This window comes from Pseudomonas sp. HY2-MNA-CIBAN-0224 (genome assembly GCF_040310285.1).
Lineage (GTDB): Bacteria > Pseudomonadota > Gammaproteobacteria > Pseudomonadales > Pseudomonadaceae > Aquipseudomonas > Aquipseudomonas helleri.
In genome coordinates this window covers 16,033-34,152 of sequence record NZ_JBEOPQ010000047.1, presented here as the reverse complement: position 1 = coordinate 34,152, position 18,120 = coordinate 16,033, and the positions used below count along the sequence as shown (strand labels likewise).

The 18,120-nt window shown below is 58.1% G+C and carries 15 protein-coding genes and 3 pseudogenes; 6 read left to right on the top strand and 12 right to left on the bottom strand.

Annotation, left to right across the window (positions count from 1 at the left end; translation table 11 throughout):
• Nucleotides 1-49 precede the first annotated feature (49 nt).
• The 4 genes from AAEZ03_RS18890 to AAEZ03_RS18875 all read right to left on the bottom strand — a co-directional run bounded on the left by AAEZ03_RS18890 (nt 50) and on the right by AAEZ03_RS18875 (nt 3,981).
• Nucleotides 50-1,564: an amidase gene (locus tag AAEZ03_RS18890; RefSeq protein ID WP_350580678.1), complete on the bottom strand. Its 1,515-nt coding sequence runs from the start codon at nt 1,562-1,564 to the stop codon at nt 50-52.
• A gap of 173 nt (nt 1,565-1,737) precedes the next feature.
• The gene (locus tag AAEZ03_RS18885; RefSeq protein WP_350580675.1) at nt 1,738-2,607 is read right to left on the bottom strand and encodes a transporter; all 870 of its coding nucleotides are present in this window, start codon (nt 2,605-2,607) and stop codon (nt 1,738-1,740) included.
• A 129-nt stretch (nt 2,608-2,736) separates the two neighbouring features.
• Nucleotides 2,737-3,795: an aliphatic aldoxime dehydratase gene (oxdA, locus tag AAEZ03_RS18880; RefSeq protein WP_350580672.1), complete on the bottom strand. Its 1,059-nt coding sequence runs from the start codon at nt 3,793-3,795 to the stop codon at nt 2,737-2,739.
• 42 nt (nt 3,796-3,837) lie between these two features.
• Nucleotides 3,838-3,981 (bottom strand): hypothetical protein, encoded by a 144-nt coding sequence (locus AAEZ03_RS18875; RefSeq protein ID WP_350580669.1) that lies wholly within the window; start codon nt 3,979-3,981, stop codon nt 3,838-3,840.
• 359 nt (nt 3,982-4,340) lie between these two features.
• On the opposite strand from AAEZ03_RS18875, the gene AAEZ03_RS18870 reads away from it, so the two are divergent.
• A complete protein-coding gene (locus AAEZ03_RS18870) occupies nt 4,341-5,282 on the top strand; it encodes an AraC-like ligand-binding domain-containing protein (RefSeq protein WP_350580667.1) in 942 nt (313 codons plus the stop codon).
• A 118-nt stretch (nt 5,283-5,400) separates the two neighbouring features.
• Here the strand turns inward: AAEZ03_RS18870 and AAEZ03_RS18865 are convergent, their stop codons facing one another.
• From AAEZ03_RS18865 to AAEZ03_RS18850, 5 genes and pseudogenes are all read right to left on the bottom strand, one after another.
• The gene (locus tag AAEZ03_RS18865) at nt 5,401-6,285 is read right to left on the bottom strand and encodes a Dyp-type peroxidase (protein ID WP_350580664.1); all 885 of its coding nucleotides are present in this window, start codon (nt 6,283-6,285) and stop codon (nt 5,401-5,403) included.
• A gap of 100 nt (nt 6,286-6,385) precedes the next feature.
• Nucleotides 6,386-6,814 (bottom strand): annotated as a pseudogene (locus tag AAEZ03_RS29295) (methyl-accepting chemotaxis protein); the annotation flags it as partial.
• A 111-nt stretch (nt 6,815-6,925) separates the two neighbouring features.
• A pseudogene (locus AAEZ03_RS29290) lies at nt 6,926-7,603 on the bottom strand (PAS domain-containing protein); the annotation flags it as partial.
• A 337-nt stretch (nt 7,604-7,940) separates the two neighbouring features.
• Nucleotides 7,941-8,147 (bottom strand): annotated as a pseudogene (locus tag AAEZ03_RS18855) (carbonic anhydrase); the annotation flags it as partial.
• A gap of 96 nt (nt 8,148-8,243) precedes the next feature.
• Nucleotides 8,244-8,411 carry a metallothionein gene (locus AAEZ03_RS18850; protein WP_048368434.1) on the bottom strand — a complete coding sequence of 56 codons (168 nt, stop codon included), beginning with the start codon at nt 8,409-8,411 and terminating at the stop codon, nt 8,244-8,246.
• A 213-nt stretch (nt 8,412-8,624) separates the two neighbouring features.
• On the opposite strand from AAEZ03_RS18850, the gene AAEZ03_RS18845 reads away from it, so the two are divergent.
• Entirely contained in the window at nt 8,625-10,043 is a 1,419-nt protein-coding gene (locus AAEZ03_RS18845) for a short-chain fatty acid transporter (RefSeq protein WP_350580659.1), read from the top strand.
• A 79-nt stretch (nt 10,044-10,122) separates the two neighbouring features.
• Here the strand turns inward: AAEZ03_RS18845 and can are convergent, their stop codons facing one another.
• Nucleotides 10,123-10,767 carry a carbonate dehydratase gene (gene can / locus AAEZ03_RS18840; protein WP_123749575.1) on the bottom strand — a complete coding sequence of 215 codons (645 nt, stop codon included), beginning with the start codon at nt 10,765-10,767 and terminating at the stop codon, nt 10,123-10,125.
• Between the two features lie 155 nt (nt 10,768-10,922).
• Here can and AAEZ03_RS18835 point away from each other — a divergent pair, with 155 nt between their 5' ends.
• Nucleotides 10,923-11,348, top strand: coding sequence for a serine kinase/phosphatase (locus AAEZ03_RS18835; protein ID WP_278938161.1), 426 nt, complete (start codon nt 10,923-10,925; stop codon nt 11,346-11,348).
• Between the two features lie 86 nt (nt 11,349-11,434).
• Here the strand turns inward: AAEZ03_RS18835 and rimI are convergent, their stop codons facing one another.
• Together rimI and AAEZ03_RS18825 are read right to left on the bottom strand one after the other, a co-directional pair.
• Nucleotides 11,435-11,887 (bottom strand): ribosomal protein S18-alanine N-acetyltransferase, encoded by a 453-nt coding sequence (gene rimI / locus AAEZ03_RS18830; RefSeq protein WP_350580655.1) that lies wholly within the window; start codon nt 11,885-11,887, stop codon nt 11,435-11,437.
• Complete coding sequence (locus AAEZ03_RS18825) at nt 11,880-12,656, bottom strand: SPOR domain-containing protein (RefSeq protein ID WP_350580652.1); 777 nt, start codon at nt 12,654-12,656, stop codon at nt 11,880-11,882. Before AAEZ03_RS18825 ends, rimI begins: the two co-directional genes overlap by 8 nt.
• A 143-nt stretch (nt 12,657-12,799) precedes the next feature.
• On the opposite strand from AAEZ03_RS18825, the gene mksB reads away from it, so the two are divergent.
• From mksB to mksF, 3 genes are read left to right on the top strand one after another with little or no spacing between them, the layout of a single operon-like run.
• Nucleotides 12,800-14,077: an Mks condensin complex protein MksB gene (gene mksB / locus AAEZ03_RS18820; RefSeq protein WP_048368440.1), complete on the top strand. Its 1,278-nt coding sequence runs from the start codon at nt 12,800-12,802 to the stop codon at nt 14,075-14,077.
• Entirely contained in the window at nt 14,067-14,735 is a 669-nt protein-coding gene (mksE, locus tag AAEZ03_RS18815; protein ID WP_123749572.1) for an Mks condensin complex protein MksE, read from the top strand. Before mksB ends, mksE begins: the two co-directional genes overlap by 11 nt.
• Nucleotides 14,732-17,572, top strand: a complete 2,841-nt coding sequence (mksF, locus tag AAEZ03_RS18810) for an Mks condensin complex protein MksF (RefSeq protein ID WP_350580650.1) — start codon at nt 14,732-14,734, stop codon at nt 17,570-17,572. Before mksE ends, mksF begins: the two co-directional genes overlap by 4 nt.
• The last annotated feature ends 548 nt before the right edge of the window (nt 17,573-18,120 follow it).

Here is an 18,120-nt window from a genome sequence, read left to right as displayed (position 1 = left end):
GCAAGTTTTCTTATTGGTCTTCAGGACGTCGGAGTGCCTGTAAAAAGGCTTAAAGCGTGCGCCAATCGACAGAGGCTTCGAACGCCGCTGCCGCTTGGTAAATCGTTCCTTCTGCGTAGTGTTTAGCGACCAGCATCAGCCCAACCGGCAAGCCGTCTATCAGACCGCATGGGATCGACATTGCCGGGTGCCCCGTGATGTCTTGCGGCGCAGTGTTGCCGATCATCTCCAGCGCACGAGCCACGTACTCCGTGATCGAGCACCCTACAGGTGGGTGCGGCTGCGCAAGGATTGGCGTGGTCGGCATGACCAGTAGGTCATAGGTTCGAAACGCTTGGTCATAGCCCTGACGGGCAAAGCGGGCAAGGTTTTGCGCTTTGGCGTAATAACGACCGTTGTACTGTTTGAGGCCGTATTGACCGACGAACATGCACAGTTTCAGCGACGCCGATAATTGCTCGGCCTGATCGCGCCAGCTGGCTTGTTTGTCCAGCAGGCCAACATCGTAAAGCCCCTTCCAGTTAAAGCCTGATCCGTTGCCGTGCATCATTTGCATGGTCAACCCTTCACAACCGATGGGGTGCCATAGCGAGCCTGCAAGGGTGTGTTCGGGAATGGACACCGACTCGACATGAGCCCCCAATGCCTCAAGACGGGCGATGGCGGCATGCACTTTCTCAGCGACGCGAGGGTCCTGATTGGCAAGTTCGAATCCTTCTTGCAGCACGCCGATTCTGAGCCCCTTGACCCCCGCCCCCAAGTAGCGGCAATAGTCATCGACTTGAGGCGCAGCCTGACGCGGGTCGAGTCCGTCCGAGCCAGCCATGGCTTGCAGCATCAGCGCGTTGTCGAGCACGTTAGCGGTAATGGGGCCGACATGATCAATCGTGGCTTCAATGGCCATGATGCCGGTATAAGGCACCAAACCATGGGTGGGTTTCATGCCGTAGGTACCGCAGAACGATGACGGGATTCTGATCGACCCGCCTTGGTCTCCACCCACGGCGATGTCCACCTCACCCGCGGCGACCAGTGCCGCACTGCCCGATGAAGAACCACCTGCGGCATAACCGTGACGATGGGGGTTATGTACGGGCGCTGGATCAGAGGTGTGACTGCCGCCAGACAAGCAGTAATGCTCACAGGTAGCCTTGCCCAGGATTGTCGCTCCTGCGTCCAGCAAACGCGTCACCACGGTCGCGTCGAACCCAGGAATAAAACCTTCCAAAGGCGCTGCGCCATTCATCATCGGCACGCCTGCCAACGATATGTTGTCTTTGAGCGCCACGGTTTTTCCGGCCAGCAAGCCCTCACGGGCCCCCGTCACCTCGGCCTTGTAATACCAGGCGTTCAGCGGGTTTTCTTTGTTCGAGGGCCGATAGCCCGAACTGCGCTCGTAGCGAATGGTCGGAACAAAGTCAGGCAACTCGTCGACCAGATCGTACGCATCGAAACTTGTCTGCATCAGTTCCAGATAAAGCGCTGCCTGTTCCAGCGTCAGCGTTATGTGCAACTGGTTTGCGATGTCCTGAAGCTGATCCAGTGTGGGTCGGATAATGGCCATGTCTTTCCTTGGTTTCATCGATGATCAGAGGGAGGGCTCGGGGGGGTGTTCAACCGCTTTCCGAGCCTTCGGGGTCAAATCAATCTGAGTGTCTCTGGAGAACAAATTAGGTATCTTTTGCCGCGTTTGCTTGGTTGATCAGGACACGCATTTGGCTGAAAAAGACAGCGTTCTCAGAACACTTTTAAGACCCGTAAATTCAGTCGTGCGCCTTCTTTAAAGCCTTGATCAACTTGGATATCCTTGCCGATCTGTGCCTGTATCTGAAGCGTCGGATCGACGAAGTGAGTCACGGTAAAACGCCCATAAGAGGTTGAAACCCCGTCGTGCTGGTCAACGCCATCCACGGTAGTGGCAGCGCCCGTGACGTAGCCGCCACCCACGCCAAATGTGGTGCTTGGCGTCCATTGGTAGCGAACAGCAGCCTGATACTCGTACCGCGTCCCCTCTTCGAGCTTGGCGCTTGTCGCACCGAAGTCTTTATTAGCCGAGACCCAGGAAGCATCGGCGACAGTATCCAGCGCCCACTTTTCTGAAAAATGGTGGATGTAAGCCGCTTGTAACGTCGCACGCCAGCGGTTTTCGCCTAGGTTCAAAGCGTCATTTTTGTTGTAACTACCAATGGGGATGGACAGATAGGGCGCCAGCGCAAAAACGTCTTTATTGGCCGTGGGTAACGTCCACTTCAAGGGGGCCGCGATGATCGGATCTCCAAAGCCGTGTGTATCACCCAGAGCACCGACATCACCTGAAGCATTCATATAGCCAAACGGCAGCAATAGCTGCGGCTCCCACGAGAGGTTCTCCGAGAGGCCTACCGCGTGGATATAACGCAGGATCCCCACGTCTGAGCTGAGTTTGGCGTTATCAGAGACTTTATGACCGTTCTGATAAAGATCGGAGCGTTCAGCATGTTGGTAGTAAAACAATAGAGCATTGGCACCCGCGGGCAGCGGCTCGAAGTCACCCGGTGATACCTCGATGGCTTGGCAGTTGATAAACGGCAGCATGCCTAGAACAAAGACGATTCGATTCAAGTTCATGATCAAATTCCAGACAAAAAAAGGCCCAACCCCATGCGCTAGAGATAGGGGCCAAAAAAGAAGAGGAGTCAGGTGTCGCAGCGCAAGAAAGACCCGTGCTCTGCGGCACGAATGGGTCAGTACTGAGACTCAGGTCTGCGCGGCAACGGCATCACGCAACATGCCGGTCTGCGGATGACAGTTGATGTACTCGAACACTTGGCTCTTGGCGTCCGAGACAGAAACCTCGTGGTACAAGCGCAACCTCACCAGCCCCGCCGCCACACGAAAAAAGGTGACGAAAATACGTAGGTGGGAGGGATGGGATTCCGCCCAACGCTCTAACTTTTCGACCGAACGCCAGTGACCGATGTTGTAGCTCATGTCGAGGAAATTGCCGTCGAGGTCGATGTTGCGCACAAACCGATTGCTGTAGCAGCCTAAGGGCGCGCCGTTGTCGCGCAGGAAATCCATACCGTCCTGCAACGTCGGCAGAATTTCATTCAGGTACAGCGAGCGCTCGTCAGCCTCGGCGTCAGCCCAATCTTGGCCGGAGCGAATCAGCGCGATGTTGTCATGGCCCAGGATCACCACACGCCCCCCTTTAGCCGGTTCTCCGGCCACTACCTTCAGTTCCCCCGTGGCGCTCATCCAGTCTGTCTGCGACACAGGAAAGCGATCTCGCATCGACCCCCAATAGCCGTGCTCCTCGATCTCGCCACTGGTCTTATCCATGATCGCGCCAACACCCGGTAACTGGTCCTGGAACGCGTATAACGTTTCGAATTGTTCGGCACGCGGGGCGGTGATCTCTCGAAAATAACCCAGGCCGTCGTTCAGCCGCTCCGGCGACGTCCACCACTCATTCACGTCGGGTGATCGCAACCAGCGGCAATAGGCCGCCGCGTCTTTCCAGTAGCCAACGATCATCAGGTTGTCGTAACCACTGCTGTCTGTGTGGTGCGTCAAATCATGCGCCTGCGGCCCGTCCGGCACGCTGAAACGGCTGACAATGTCCCGCATAGCTTGCAGGGCATGTTCACGTTGTGCTTCGCTACGAAACTGCACGCCCAGGTAAGCCATCACCACTTGTTTCAATTGTTCGTCGGCGCGACCGACCCACATCGGGAAAGGTGGCTGGTAGTCTTCTGGCACACGGCGCGACAGCGTCCGTGGGCATTTAAGGTGTGTGTCTATCGCAGATTCCATGAATGGCTCCTCATTATTTTTATGTTTATGCGTACGCTCACGTCAACGTGCATCACCAGCCTTTCGGGCCCGCAGCGCCTGAGCGCACCACTCGATCAGCCAATAAACAAACTCTTCAGGTGCCAAGTCGCGCGTTCGCAGCAACCAGCACGCGTCAGACAACTGCTGCTGTTCTTGAAGGTGCATGAGATGCCTCATCAGCGCCGAAGACTATAAATGTCGTGAGGTGAAAGTTAGGCAGGCGCTGACAACAGCGCTTGGTTGGCAAGGACAACCGTTTGGCTGGAAAAGACAGCACCCAACGCCCGATTTGCTGATGAGCCGCGTTGGTGCGTCATAGAGGCATGCGCAGTGTTTGCGCCCTGAAACGGGCACTTCGCGGACTGAATTTGGCATCAACAAGACGTGCGGCCCACCCGCAGACTCGACCACATCAAGGGACCGTCGTGATCAACATCACACGCTTTCAGTGGCATGTTAATTGCATGATTTACGCAACGTAACAGTGCCCCGCTGTCTCATGTTGTTGAATTCAGGTGAGTGCCATGGCGCAACCCAATCAATATTCCACCCTGACTGTTTCGCAACCTCGTCGCTTTGATTACTGGAAAGAAGTGGTGTGTCGTCATTGCTTGAAGGCAGACAGCAAACCCTCGTCGCAGAGCAGTTTCGAGGGCACGCTTGAGGTCAAAGGCATTGGGCCGCTGGAGGTCTCGACACTGTCGTCGCCGCTGCACCATTGGGTGCGTACCGAACGACATTTGCGCAACGATGGTTCAGAAGATATGTGGCTGGGCTTTACTCGAAATGGGTACGGCGAACTTGAGCAACGGGAACGCAAGGCAACCCTGGGCGCCGGCAGTTTGTTTCTTTATGACGCAACCCAGTCGTTTCGCTTCAGCTTGGGTGGTACCGAAAACCACTTGATCCGTATTCCTCGACAGTTGATCACTCAGCGGTTACCACGCATTTCGGAATTCACTGCGATGGTGCTGGATAATCGCCGCCCAGGCGTAGTTCCGCTGCGCGAAATGTTGCGCCAGGTGGCGAGCACACCCACCCTGTTTCAAAATGATGACATCTCCTGCCGTTACTCCAGCACGATACTCGACATGCTGGTGATCAGCCTGGAGCTTCAAGACCTCAAGACCACCCATCAAGAGTTGGATCTTTATGGTCGGATCATGAATTACATCCAACAGCACTTGGCCGAGCCGGAACTGTCGATCGAATTGATCGCCCAAGCCCACCACGTATCCACACGAACAGTGACCCGCGCATTCGCCCGGCATCAGAAATCCCCGGTCGCAGAGATCTGGAAAGAACGCCTGAACGCCAGCCGGGCCGCGTTAGAGTGCGGCCAGGTACGCAACGTTTCGCAAGCAGCGCTTGATTTCGGTTTTTCCGATTTCTCACACTTCAGCCATGCCTTTCGCAAGGCTTTTGGCATTGCACCGCACACCCTCTTGCCCCGCAATTCGACGTGACATCCCGGGGTTATTCGCAACAATTCGCCCTCAATCGGTTCAGACAACTCCTGAAACCCCAACGTTACAGTCACTGACGAGTGGCGCAAGACTGCGGCCCTCGCCAGCGATCACGGGCTTAGGAAGGCAGAAGTGCACTCAGGTCCAGGCGGCCGTCTTTAAGCGGCGGGCACCAGTAGTAACCACCGTTCAACGGGCGGCTGAAGCTGTAGAGGGCGTCGACGATGCCGTCTTCCATGCCGCTCATACGTCGCAGCTGAACTTCAAAGGCGTTCAAGGTGCGGCTGAACGAGACGAACATCAGCCCCGATTTGCCGTTTTCAATCCAGGGCATGGAGCGGCGCACGGTGAAGGCCTCAGGCGAGAAGCTTTCTTGTGCGGTGCGTTTGACGTGGGCCGATTCCGGCGCGTCGTCCAGTTCTTCGTTGTCGCTTTTGCGGCGGCCAATCATGTTGTCCTGTTCGGCCTGCGGGCGGGCGGCAAAGCCATTGAGGTCGTGTTGCCACTGTTGCACGGCAACAAACACGCCGCCGTCCAGCCCCGGACCTGCATTGGTGACGATGGCCGCGTCTACGGCTGCTTCGTCCACCGGGTTCTCGGTGCCGTCTTCATAGCCGGTGAGGTCGCGGTCGGTGTTGTAGAGGAAGCCTTCGGTCACTTGCAGCAGGTTGAGCGCAGGCGCCAGCGCCGTTTCAATGGCCTGGCTGCGGTGCAACAACTCGCCACGATCATCCCCCCACAACCACAGCCACAGGGCGTGTTGGGTCGACGGGTTTTCCACCACGGCATTGAGTGCGGGGAAGACGCGCAGCCCCGGCACTTTTGCGCCCAAGGCCAGTACCAGCGGTGAACCCAAGCCTGCTACCACGCTTTTGCCGTCTACCCACTGCGACAAGGTGTCGAGTGCAGCCGGCAGTGCTTCTACAGACTTGAGGGCGAAAAACATATAGCGCGCCTGCGGCGGCACGGGTTTGGCGAGGATGCCGGGCTGGTAAAGACTCATAGAAACTCCTTCAGGAAAGCCTGGAGTTTACGCCTCACCAGCGACTTTTCGGACACCAAAGGGTTATTTTTGTTGGCCCACGCCCTACGTAGATCAAGTCTTAGGCTGATAGCTGATTAGCAAATCGCCCTACGACATCTACTACCTTTTTCGCGCCATCCTGAATTTCGACAATCACCGTGCCGGCTTCCGCGGCCAGAGACAGGCCCTCTTCGGCTTGCCGTTTGCCGTCGGCAATCAACGCCACGGCATGGCTTGCCATGTCTTGGTTCTTACGCACCACAGAGATGATTTCTTCGGTGGCCTTGCTGGTGCGCGAAGCCAGTTGGCGCACTTCATCGGCCACCACGGCAAAGCCGCGCCCTTGCTCACCCGCGCGGGCGGCTTCAATCGCGGCGTTAAGCGCCAGCAAGTTGGTTTGCTCGGCAATCGCGCTGATGGTTTTGACGATGCTGCCAATGACCTGCGACTGATCGTTCAGTGCTTCGATGCCATCGCCTGCTTGCTGCATGTGCTTGGCCAGCTCACGCATCACATCGACCGCTTGTGTCACGACGATGGTCCCGCGTTGAGCGCTGTTGTCGGTGTGCAACGAGGTGCTGTAGGCAATCCCCGCCGCCTCGGACACGGCTTGCTCCTGCTGCACTTGGTCGGTGATGACGGTGGCGAATTTCACCACTTTATAAAGGTTGTCATTGGCGTCGCGCACCGGGTTGTAGGAAGCCTCAAGCCAGACTTCACGCCCCTGGCTATCAATACGCTTAAAACGATCGGCAACAAACTCCCCCGCGTTCAAGCGCTTCCAGAAGACTTCATATTCAGCGCTGCTCTGCTCTTGGGAGGTACAGAACATACGATGATGCCGACCCTGAATCTGCGCCAGCGAGTAACCCATGCCCCGCAGGAAACGGTCGTTGGCCGTGAGCACTTCACCCTTGAGATTGAACTCGATAACGGCGGTTGAACGCATCAGCGCGTCCATCAGGTTTTCGTGGTCACGCGAGGCTTCTATGGTGCGAGTCAGGTCGCTGGAAAAAATCGAGATGCGCATAATCTGACCGCTGGAGTTGCGCACCGGCTGCATGATTGAGCGCAGCCAGGCTTCCTGCCCATTGCCCCGGAGCAAACGCACGGTACCGCTGTAATGCTCACCACGGTTCATGGCATTTTTAAAACGCAGATGATGCTCGTCATGCTTTAAATGAGCCGGCACCAACTCATCAATATGCCGCCCCAGGAGCTGGCTGCCCGAGTAGTTCATGTCGTGAGTGAAGTTGCCATTGACCGACTCGACCCGCCCATCAGGGTCCAGGCTCATGCAGAGCATTTCGCTCTCCAGGCTGTCTTTGATTTGCTGAATTGAGGACAGTTCTTCGCGAAGAGCTGACAGCTCCTGTTTCAAGCGTTTGTTAAACATGGGGGATACCAAGAGATAGGAAGCGCGTGATAGAGGCATCGGCTTTCGCCTGCGTTTCTAAAGGCTTCCTGACGAGCGGTCATGTGCTGAAAAAGCTGAACAAACCGGCTGCTTGCCATGGGTACTGTAACGCGATTGTGGGAGCTGGTTTACCAGCGATTCAGGCGACTCGATCGCTCAGAAAAACCGAGTTGATACTATCGCTGGCAAGCCGGCTCCCACTTGCATGTGTAACGGTTTAAACAGGTTTTACCGGGAGCAGGCGGTATTGCGGTGGCAGTTGGTCCAGACCACTGATGGTGGTATCGAGGCTTTTCCAGCGGGCGTCTTTAATGCCGTAGATGCAACCGTGAACCGAGAGCTTTTGCCCGCGATGCCAGGCGTTTTGCACAATGTTGGTGTGCCCGACGTTGGCCACTTGCTGGATGACGTTCAGCTCGCACAGCGAGCACTTTTCTTACGCACACTTACACCGCCAAAGAAAGGCAAGTGTCTTTCATGAGAGCGCGCAGCGCGTGGCTGCGCGCGCAGGCTTTACACGTTACTTGGCTTTATCGCCGCAGTGGCAGCCGCTGGAGGTGCTGCACGCCTGGCCTTTGGGGTGATGGTCGGCACACGCCTGGCAGCAGTAGTGCTTGCCATCGCGCTCGATGCCGTGGCTACCGACTTTGCAGTTACAACTCGGACAATCACACGTGTGCTCTTTCATTTTCAACTCCATGTTGTCAGGTCGTTATCAAGCGACAGGCGTGCCGCTTACAAGCAATGACTGTAGACGCTGAGGCAGAGTTCAAAGGTCAGACTATCGGAAAGCCGCCGAAATTCATTTACTGTACCCACCAGCCCAGCTGTAAACCGCGAGCCTGAGGGCTCGCAGTGAGATTGGGCATCCAATAATCATAAGAAAGACGAGGTATCCCCCATGGCCGCTGAGATGACCGACAGTCGCTCTGCCCGCTTTGCCCTGCGCTGCTCAAACTTTGCCGAACGCTGGTTCCCCGATTCCTGGGTGTTTGCCGCCGTTGCGGTGATTGTCGTGGCGCTCGCCACTCTGATGATGGGCGCCAAACCCACCGATGCCGCGATGGCGTTTGGTGACGGGTTCTGGAGCCTGATCCCCTTCACCATGCAAATGGCATTCGTGGTGATTGGTGGTTACGTGGTCGCCAGTTCGCCACCCGCAGTGAAGTTGATCGACAAACTCGCCAAGGTGCCGAAAAACGGTCGCCAGGCCGTGTGCTGGGTGGCGTTGATTTCAATGGTTGCTTCGTTGCTCAACTGGGGCTTGTCGCTGGTGTTTGGCGGGCTGCTGGTGCGCGCCCTGGCCAGGCGCACCAACTTGCGCATGGACTATCGCGCAGCCGGGGCTGCTGCCTACCTGGGGCTGGGCGCGGTGTGGGCGCTGGGCTTGTCGTCGTCGGCGGCGCAGTTGCAGGCCAACCCGGCCAGCTTGCCGCCGTCGATTCTGGCGATCACCGGGGTGATCCCGTTCACGGAGACCATCTTTTTGTGGCAGTCCGGCGTGTTGCTGGCAGCGCTGGTGGTGGTGTCGTTGATCGTCGCGTACGCCACGGCGCCGGGCCCGGATTCGGCCCGCGATGCCGCTGCGTGTGGGGTTGACCCGAGTTTCAACACGCCAAAATTGCCACCGCGTACGCGGCCCGGCGAATGGCTGGAATACAGCCCGCTGCTGACGATCTTGCTGGTGCTGTTGGCCGCCGGCTGGTTGTATCACGAGTTTTCGACCAAACCTGCGATCAGCGCCATTTCGGGCCTGAACACCTACAACTTTTTGTTCCTGATGCTCGGCGCCCTGCTGCACTGGCGCCCGCGCAGCTTTCTGAATGCCGTGGCCAGCGCCGTGCCGACCACCACCGGGGTGATGATCCAGTTCCCGCTGTACGGCTCGATTGCAGCGCTGATGACCGTGGTCAAAGGCGTGGACGGGCAAACCCTGGCGCATCACATCTCGACCTTCTTCGTACAAATCGCCTCCCATGACACCTACGCGGTGCTGATGGGCGTGTACTCGGCGATCTTGGGCTTCTTTATTCCGTCGGGCGGCGGCAAATGGATTATTGAGGCGCCGTACGTGATGCAAGTCGCCAATGACCTGCAATACCACCTAGGCTGGGCGGTACAGATCTACAACGCGGCCGAAGCCTTGCCGAACCTGATCAACCCGTTCTACATGCTGCCGCTACTGGGCGTGCTGGGACTGAAGGCGCGTGACTTGATCGGCTTTTCATTTGTGCAGTTACTGGTGCATACACCGCTGGTACTGGTGCTGCTGTGGGCGTTGGGTACGACGTTGGTGTACGTCGCGCCCGTGATGCCTTAGCGGTAGACGCGAGCTTGTCTTGCGGTCTTTTGGAAGGTCAAAAGATCGCGAGCAAGCTCGCTCCTACAGGGGAGCGGTGTTATATCGGGGTTAGCGGGCGCAGGCGGTATTGCGGTGGCAGTTGGTCCAGACCACTGATGGTGGTGTCGAGGCTTTTCCAGCGGCCGTCTTTAATGCCGTAGATGCAGCCGTGGACCGAGAGCTTTTGCCCGCGATGCCAGGCGTTTTGCACAATGTTGGTGTGCCCGACGTTGGCCACTTGCTGGATGACGTTCAACTCACACAGACGGTCAACACGCTCTTCTTCAGTGGGCAGTTTTGCCAACACTTCGCGGTTTTCGTAGTACAGGTCGCGAATCGAGCGCAACCAGCCGTCAATCAGCCCATATTGCTGGTTCTGCATCGATGCACGCACCCCGCCACAGCCGTAGTGGCCGGTGACCAGAATATGTTTGACCTTCAATACATCCACTGCGTACTGGATCACTGACAAGCAATTGAGGTCGGTGTGCAGCACGACGTTGGCCACGTTACGGTGCACAAACAGGTCACCGGGCAGCATGCCGACGATCTCATTGGCCGGTACGCGGGCATCCGAACAACCAATCCACAGGTATTCCGGCGTTTGCTGGCGGGCCAACTTGGCGAAGAAATCAGGATCCTCCTGCTTGATCGCATCGGCCCAGCGCTCGTTGTTATCAATCAGATCTTGTAGTTCGTTCATGCGGGAAACCCTCGAGAGTTGATGCGCAAACTATGACTGCGGACCGCTGGTCGGGGTCACGTTAATCTGCGCTTTAATCCGCCGGTCCGTTGGGTGGAATCTTAAACCGTGGCTACAGTCCATCGTAGTAAGCAGCCACAGTATGAGGAAAGACCATGTCTGATTCACGTCGCCCGTATGGAGCAGAACAACCTGCAGAAATTGATGACCTCGAAGACCGTTCGGGCTCGGTTGAGCCGTTGAACTTTGAGGATGATGATGAGGATCACGAGAGCATCAGCGATCTGTTTACCGACGAAGAGCGCGCCCTGCACGTGGCCGGTAAGCCTGCGCGCAAGGCCGGGCTGAGCGGCGGCGCATTGCCCGATGAAGATCTGGACGGCGGTTTTGACGACGATGATCTGGAGCAGGAGATGCTCATCCGTGAAGACGGCGCCCGCGATGCCAAAGAAGCAGCAGAAGGTAAGGATGACGCGGCGGATTGGGAACTGAGCGTGGTCGATGAAGACGACATCGGCGCTGGCAAAGGGCTGGATGAAGCGGAGCTGGCGGATATTGATCCGGTGGGGCGTAAGCGCTAAGTCCTCAGTAGGAGATGCCGCAGGCTGCGATCTTTTGGTCTTTAACATCAAAGAATCGCAGCCTGCGACAGCTCCTACGGGTTTAATCAGTCAACCAACGTACAGGCCATGACCACCGCGTCTTCACGCCCGCCCACGGCTGGGTAGTAGTCGCGGCGGCGGCCGATTTCGTTGAAGCCGTAGCGCTCGTACAGCTTGAAGGCCGCGATGTTGCTGTCACGCAGTTCGAGGAAGCATTCACGGGCTTCATGCTGGTAGGCAATAGACATCAGGTGCTCAAGCAATTTGAGCCCCAGGCCACGGCCCTGGTTTTCTGGCTTGACGGTGATGTTGAGCAGGTGCGCTTCATCCAGAATGATTTGCACCACGCCGTGCCCCACTTGTTGCTCGCCTTCGAACATCAACCAGATGTGGTATTTGCCCAAACCGTCGAGAAAGATCCCACGGGTCCACGGGTGGGTGAACGCCGCGTATTCAACTTTTAAAACCGCATCAAGGTCCGCTTCGGTCATCGGGCGGAAGGTTACTGCGTCACTCATCGTTTTGTTTCCAGCGCGACATCAGCCTGCGCATGGCTTGCCACACATCCGCTTTGCGGTGCGGCTCTTCCATTAAGAGTTCCAGGCCCGGCAGCGCCCATGCGCTACCCAGCCCTTCGATTTCAAGTTCGGTATTAAAGGCTTCAGCGTTCGCTTCGCTGGCAAAACGCACAGCCGGCAGGCCGATCAGCCACAAGCAGGCGCATTCGGCGTCTTCAAGGCGGGCCATGACAAAACCCTGCACAAACTGACGCGCGGCCTCTGGGCCCTGGTCGACATTGCCGCGCCTGAGCAGCGGCCACCGTACTGGCTCGCCAACGATTTGCGGGCTGTCGGGCAAACCGGCAGCTCGCAACATATCTTTTAACAATAAATAAGCCGGGTCGCGGCTCTGGAATGCGCCGCCTGTGGGTAACTCCACCAGCACCAGGCAACGCCCCGCCCGCAGCAACTGCAAGGCAAAACGCGGCGGTGCCACCGCGGCGGCTTTTACCGGCGCCGGGGCCGATTCGGCTTCCACCACCGGTTTGCTGGCAGGTCGCGGGGTGACCGATGGCCGTGGCACTTCGATTTTAGGCCGTTCAGCGGGCTTGCTCGGCGCAGCCGCAGGCTTGACCACAGGCCGGATGACTTCAGGTGCGGCAGGCGGTTCGGGGAGCACCAGCAGTTCGGGCCGCGAAGGGGCGGCAAACGGCAGCTCTGTGCGCGGTACCCAACTGACCACTTGCATGGCAGTCAAATAAGCGCGGCGGCGGGACTCGTTCAACAAGGGTCGGCCATCTGTGGATAACTAAAGAGTAGCGATTCTACCGCCCTTCTGCCCTTCTCGCCCGCCTCTGATCGCCAAGTAATGACTCAAACCCGTGTTGCAGTACAATCGCGACCTTTCATTGGCAATCGACCGGCCCTCCCATGATCGAACCCAAGCGCGTTTTACGTGCCCTCGCCGAACACTGGGCACTCCTTGAGCCTTTGTGTGAACACTTCGACCAAGGCACTTTGAGCCTGAGCGAGTTGCGCCTGCAACTGGCTGCCCAGCAACTGGACAGCACACCGCAAGACATCACCAACGTGCTCGACAGCTGGATCCGCCTGGACATTCTGGTGCCGGTGGCCAAGAGCCCGAATCGCTTTGAGCTGAACGCCCAAATCCACGACTTTCTTGCGTATCTGCGCCGCGAACACCGCCTCGGGCTGTGCCTGGAAATCGAAGCCTACCTGCGCCATCTGGAGCGCCTGGCCGGTTACATTCAGGACGCGTTCGATATTCGTGATGGCAACGATCTGGCGCGCCAGCTGCGTTTGCTCGACATGCGTGTGCGCGATGTCTTGAAGAAGCTCGCCAATGACGAACAGGCCCTGGTGGCCGTGGCCGAGCGGGCCAAGACCAGCGACCGGCAGATCCCGCTGCGCCAGCGTTACGCCGAGGTGCTGGCGACGTGGGACGAATACGTCGAACCGATGATCCAACTGGTGAACGCTGACGGCGCCTTCGAACAAGGCGTACGTAAAGTCGAGAATGTACTGCTGCGCATGCTCAGCGAGCAGCAACGCCTTGGCCACCTGGTGGACGACGACATGCTGCTGCGCACCCATGCGCGGATCCTTGAGATGCAAACCAGCGCCCAGCTCACCTTGCGCCATGCCCGCGAGCTGCTGTTGCCACTGCGAGAAGAGGCACGACGCCACAACGCAGTTACCCGTGGCGCCGCGCTGGCGCTGGCGGCCATACGCCGCAAAGGGCTGGACGCGGTGCCGCAAGCGGCGATGCCAATGTTCACCCGCCCGCAAAGCACCTTTTTGGGCAGCGCCAGCCAGGTGGAAGCCTATGTGTACGCGCTGGCCCGTTTCGAGCCCAAGCCGGCACGTTTTCCTAAAGCCCACAAAGCCCATCGCGGTGAAACGCCCAAGGCTCCGCGCACGGTCAAGGAAATGCTCGACCGCTGCAGCGACGCGCTGCCGATGCCCGATTTAATGAGCTGGCTACTGGCCCAAGAGCCCAACGGCGACACCGACGAATTGCTGTACTGGTTCTCGCGCCTGTCGCGCGAAAAACGTTTCGTGCGCGAACGCCTTGAGCGCCGCGATTACCACACCCACGAACATCTGGTCAGCCTGCGCTCCTTCGCCCTGCTTTCACGCAGCGATGACGCGAGCGAGACTTCTGCGAGCCCTCTCCATGCATCTTGATCTGTCTGAACTGTCCCATCTGGCGCCGATCTTTCGTGAGCTGTTCAAGGGTTATCACGTGAGCCGTCGCGACCCGGAGCTGTACGCGCAACTATCGAATTTTCAGGACCAGTACCGCGCCCTGTTCAAGGCCCTTGGCTTTGAACTGGTGTGTGACACCCGTGGTTTTTATTATTTCGTGCCCGACACCGCCATTGCCTCGGCGCAGGTCAACAAGACCGCGCAACGCCTGGCGTTGTTCACGTTTATCCTCGTCGAGCATTTGGCCGATCAGGGCCGCGATCCGATTGCCGTGCTCGATGGCGGCAGCCTGGGCCGTGATGAACTGCCCGCGCTGCTGGAAAAATACCGCGACCTGTTTGTGCAGGCCGAAGTCACCACCCAGGACGAGCTGGAAGAGAAGATCATGCGCCGCATGACCCAGCTCGGCTTTGCCAGCGAAGACAACGGCGTTTACCGTTTTCTGCCGCCGATGCATCGCTTTCTTGATGTGTGTTTGTCAGTGCAGCAAGACCGCGATCTGGCCGCCAGCCTGCACAGCATCTTGCCGCTGCCGACACCGGTGCTGGTTGACGATGAAACCGAGGTTGAGGAAGAAGACGAAGACGCGGCACTGGCCCGCGCCATTGCCGATGAGCAACAGGAGTTGGACGCATGAGCCAGGAACGCTACGGAATACGCCGCTTCGCCCTGCTGAATACTGCCGGTTACAGCCTGGGATTGTTCCCGCTGGAGCATCCGCTGTCGGTGTACGGGGCCAACAACCTCGGTAAATCAGCCTCGATCAACGCCTTGCAGTTCCCGATTCTGGCGCGCATGTCAGACATGAGCTTCGGCAAGTACAGCCTCGAACAATCGCGGCGCTTTTACTTCGCTTCCGACACCAGCTACATCCTCGTCGAAGTGTCGTTGCCCCACGGCCCCCATGTGATTGGCGTGGTCGGACGCGGCCCCGGTGGCGGTTTCGGTCACCAGTTTTTCGCCTATGCCGGCAAGCTCGACCTGGCCCATTACCAGAAAGAAGACACCTGCCTACGGCAAAAAGAGCTATTCAGCAACCTTGAGCGCAACGGCCTGAAAGCCTACGAACTCAAACCTGATGAGCTGCGCCGTTTGTTGGTCGGCGGGCACACGTCGATCCCGCTGGACCTAACACTGATCCCGCTGCGCTCCACCAGTGAGCAAAGCCTGAAAACCTTCCGCGCGCTGTTTATCAACCTGCTGCACATGCGCGAAATTACGGCCGCCAAACTCAAGCAATTGTTTCTCGATGCGTTCGAACACAGCCTGCGCTCCGGCAGCGTGGACTACATCGCCGCGTGCGAAGAAGCCTTCCGCGATGTGCGACGCATGGAGCAGGATTACAACGCGCTGGTCGGTGCCGGGCCATTGGTCGAATCGTTGGCCGCCGGTGTCCGCCAGCGCGATCTGCTGCGCGGCAAGCTGCATCGCCTGTCGCCGCTGCTCGACTCGCTGCTCGGCACCTGGCAAGACTACGCCGGGGCGCGCAAGGAAGAGTTACTGATTCAGTCCGAGCACTACCGCAACGAACAAGATGCTCTGCAAAACGACCAGCGCAGCAGCACTCAGGAGCTGATGCGTCTGGAGCGTGAGATCACCGGTATTCAGCGCTGGTTGGGCGAGTTGTCGGTGCTCAAGCACCGTTTTGCGCTGGTGGACGACGTGAAGGTGCTGGAGCAGCAACTGCTGGCCGCCAAAGACGCCCACGACGAGTTGGCCGGTGCCTTGGCGCAGTCACGCCAGTTCAGTGCCGAAGACCTGGACGAACGTCTGCGCGATCTGGAAAAACGCCTCAAGTCGGTCAAGCAGCAGCTCGACCACGCCGACAACAACAGCTACGCCCGCCTGCGCGAAGAATTCTCGCAACATGATGTTGAGCGCCTGATGCGCCTGTTCAACAGCGCCCTGTTCAGCCTGCCGCTGGGCGAGCAAGGGATTGCGCTGGATGACGGCGACGCCTGGGTCAAATCCCTGGAGGCGATCCTCGATGGCTTTAAAGGTGAACGCTTTGAAGCGCCGGGTTTGTCCATCGACCTCAGCCATATCGAGCCACCCGCCCTGCAAGCGCTGGCGGATCGCGCCGCCTTGCGCGACCAGAAAGAGCGTCTGGAAAAAGAACTCAAGCAACTGAAAACCCAGCAGGCGGTTACCTCGGACCGGGCGGCGAGCAAGTCCGAAGCCGAGTCGCTGTACCAGCAAGTGCTGGACGCGCAGAAGGCGCTGGAAGACTTCCGTCGTGCGCAAACCCTGGGCGCCGAAGAAGGCGAAAAACTGGAGCAGTTAGCCCAGGCCGAAGCCGCGCAAGATGAATTGAAGCGCTCCAGCGATGCCTTCACCGAGCGCGTGCAGCACCTGTCGGCCAAGCTGCAATTGGTCGGTCGGCAAATCGGCGACATGGAAGCCAAGCAGCGCACCCTCGATGACAGCTTGCGTCGGCGCCAGTTGTTGCCGACCGACTTGCCGTTCGGTACACCGTTCATGGACCCGGTCGACGACTCCATGGACAACCTGCTGCCGTTGCTCAATGACTACCAGGACACGTGGCAAGGCCTGCTGCGCTGCGACGGGCAGATCGAAGCGCTGTACGCGCAGGTACGCTTGAAAGGCGTGGCCAAGTTCGACAGCGAAGACGACATGGAGCGCCGCCTGCAACTGTTGATCAACGCCTATGCGCACCGCAGCGAAGAAGCCCTGACCTTGGGCAAGGCGCGCCGGGCTGCCGTGACGGACATCGCCCGGACCCTGCGCAACATTCGCAGTGACTACGACAGCCTTGAGCACCAACTGGCGCTGTTCAATCGCGAGATCAACAAGCGTCAGGTCTCGAACCTGCAGAGCTTCCGGATTGTGCTGGCACCGAACAAAGAGGCGCTCAAGCACATCGACCAGATTATCCACAGCGCCGGGCAATACGAAGAAGGCGAAACCTTGTCGGTGTTTGACCTCAGCCAAAGCGCCGAGCAAGACAACAAGAACGAAGAAGCCAAGGAATACCTGGCGCGTCTGGTGGCGGCCAACCATAACCAGTTGGGCCTCAAGGATCTGTTTGAGCTGGCATTCGAGATCACCAAGGTCAACGGCCAGCCGGTGATTCACACCGACATCGACGGCGCCGCGTCCAACGGTACGACCATGACCATCAAAGCGCTGACCAACATGTATTTGTTGCTGCACTTGATGGATCGCGACCTGGCCGGGCGCATCCGCTTGCCGTATTACCTCGACGAAGCGGCAGACATCGATGAGAGAAACCAGACCGCGCTGCTGGAAACCAGTTTGCAGTTGGGCTTTGTGCCGATTCTGGCGAGTGTGAAGCCGCAGGTCTGTGCCCATGTGGCTATCGACCTGGAAGGCGGCAGCGGGCCTAACGGGATCTATATCGACGAGGATGACTGGAAGTACATCCGCCGCCATGACGACGTGGCCAGCCCTGCGGCTGCCGAGCCGCAACTGGAGGACGTCACGGCAATCTGATGCAGGAGGTACAGGCTCGCGAGGCTCGCTTGACGTGCTTCGCGAGCCCTCTCGTTACTGCCCACTTCGCACACGCCTGCCGAAAAGAAATTTCAACTTTTCAGAAAATTCCTACCTTCATTTTGCATCGTGAGAAGCACACTCCCTTGTACCCCTGTCAGACCCCAAACAGGAAGACTACGCAGAGGAGCACACGATGAACTCAGTCGCACGTGAGCATGACCGTGCAAAGACGCCCGACGACCGGTCACTCATTGACGTGAATCTTTTACCCACCCTGCCGATAACTTTTTTGCCACTGAAAAAGAGGCAATAAGCCATTAGTCACGGCATCGGCCATCCTTTCTAAAAAATGCTAAACCACTACTTCTTAGGATATTTCGCACATCGCTTCTGACAGTCAACCCCTTGGATAACTGACGGTTTGACACGATTGAAAATAGAGTTGTTCATGGGTGTTTATGACCCGCATTTAATTCAACTCGAACATTGAGCGCTTGACTCCGAAGTTGTGACGACTGCCCCTACCGCCGCGACGACAAAAGCGC

What these genes read in the sequence shown, in the direction of transcription:
- AAEZ03_RS18890 (WP_350580678.1), bottom strand. Translation starts at nt 1,564, where the DNA reads ATGGCCATTATCCGACCCACACTGGATCAGCTTCAGGACATCGCAAAC.
- AAEZ03_RS18885 (WP_350580675.1), bottom strand. Translation starts at nt 2,607, where the DNA reads ATGAACTTGAATCGAATCGTCTTTGTTCTAGGCATGCTGCCGTTTATC.
- oxdA (WP_350580672.1), bottom strand. Translation starts at nt 3,795, where the DNA reads ATGGAATCTGCGATAGACACACACCTTAAATGCCCACGGACGCTGTCG.
- AAEZ03_RS18875 (WP_350580669.1), bottom strand. Translation starts at nt 3,981, where the DNA reads ATGCACCTTCAAGAACAGCAGCAGTTGTCTGACGCGTGCTGGTTGCTG.
- AAEZ03_RS18870 (WP_350580667.1), top strand. Translation starts at nt 4,341, where the DNA reads ATGGCGCAACCCAATCAATATTCCACCCTGACTGTTTCGCAACCTCGT.
- AAEZ03_RS18865 (WP_350580664.1), bottom strand. Translation starts at nt 6,285, where the DNA reads ATGAGTCTTTACCAGCCCGGCATCCTCGCCAAACCCGTGCCGCCGCAG.
- AAEZ03_RS18850 (WP_048368434.1), bottom strand. Translation starts at nt 8,411, where the DNA reads ATGAAAGAGCACACGTGTGATTGTCCGAGTTGTAACTGCAAAGTCGGT.
- AAEZ03_RS18845 (WP_350580659.1), top strand. Translation starts at nt 8,625, where the DNA reads ATGGCCGCTGAGATGACCGACAGTCGCTCTGCCCGCTTTGCCCTGCGC.
- can (WP_123749575.1), bottom strand. Translation starts at nt 10,767, where the DNA reads ATGAACGAACTACAAGATCTGATTGATAACAACGAGCGCTGGGCCGAT.
- AAEZ03_RS18835 (WP_278938161.1), top strand. Translation starts at nt 10,923, where the DNA reads ATGTCTGATTCACGTCGCCCGTATGGAGCAGAACAACCTGCAGAAATT.
- rimI (WP_350580655.1), bottom strand. Translation starts at nt 11,887, where the DNA reads ATGAGTGACGCAGTAACCTTCCGCCCGATGACCGAAGCGGACCTTGAT.
- mksB (WP_048368440.1), top strand. Translation starts at nt 12,800, where the DNA reads ATGATCGAACCCAAGCGCGTTTTACGTGCCCTCGCCGAACACTGGGCA.
- mksE (WP_123749572.1), top strand. Translation starts at nt 14,067, where the DNA reads ATGCATCTTGATCTGTCTGAACTGTCCCATCTGGCGCCGATCTTTCGT.
- mksF (WP_350580650.1), top strand. Translation starts at nt 14,732, where the DNA reads ATGAGCCAGGAACGCTACGGAATACGCCGCTTCGCCCTGCTGAATACT.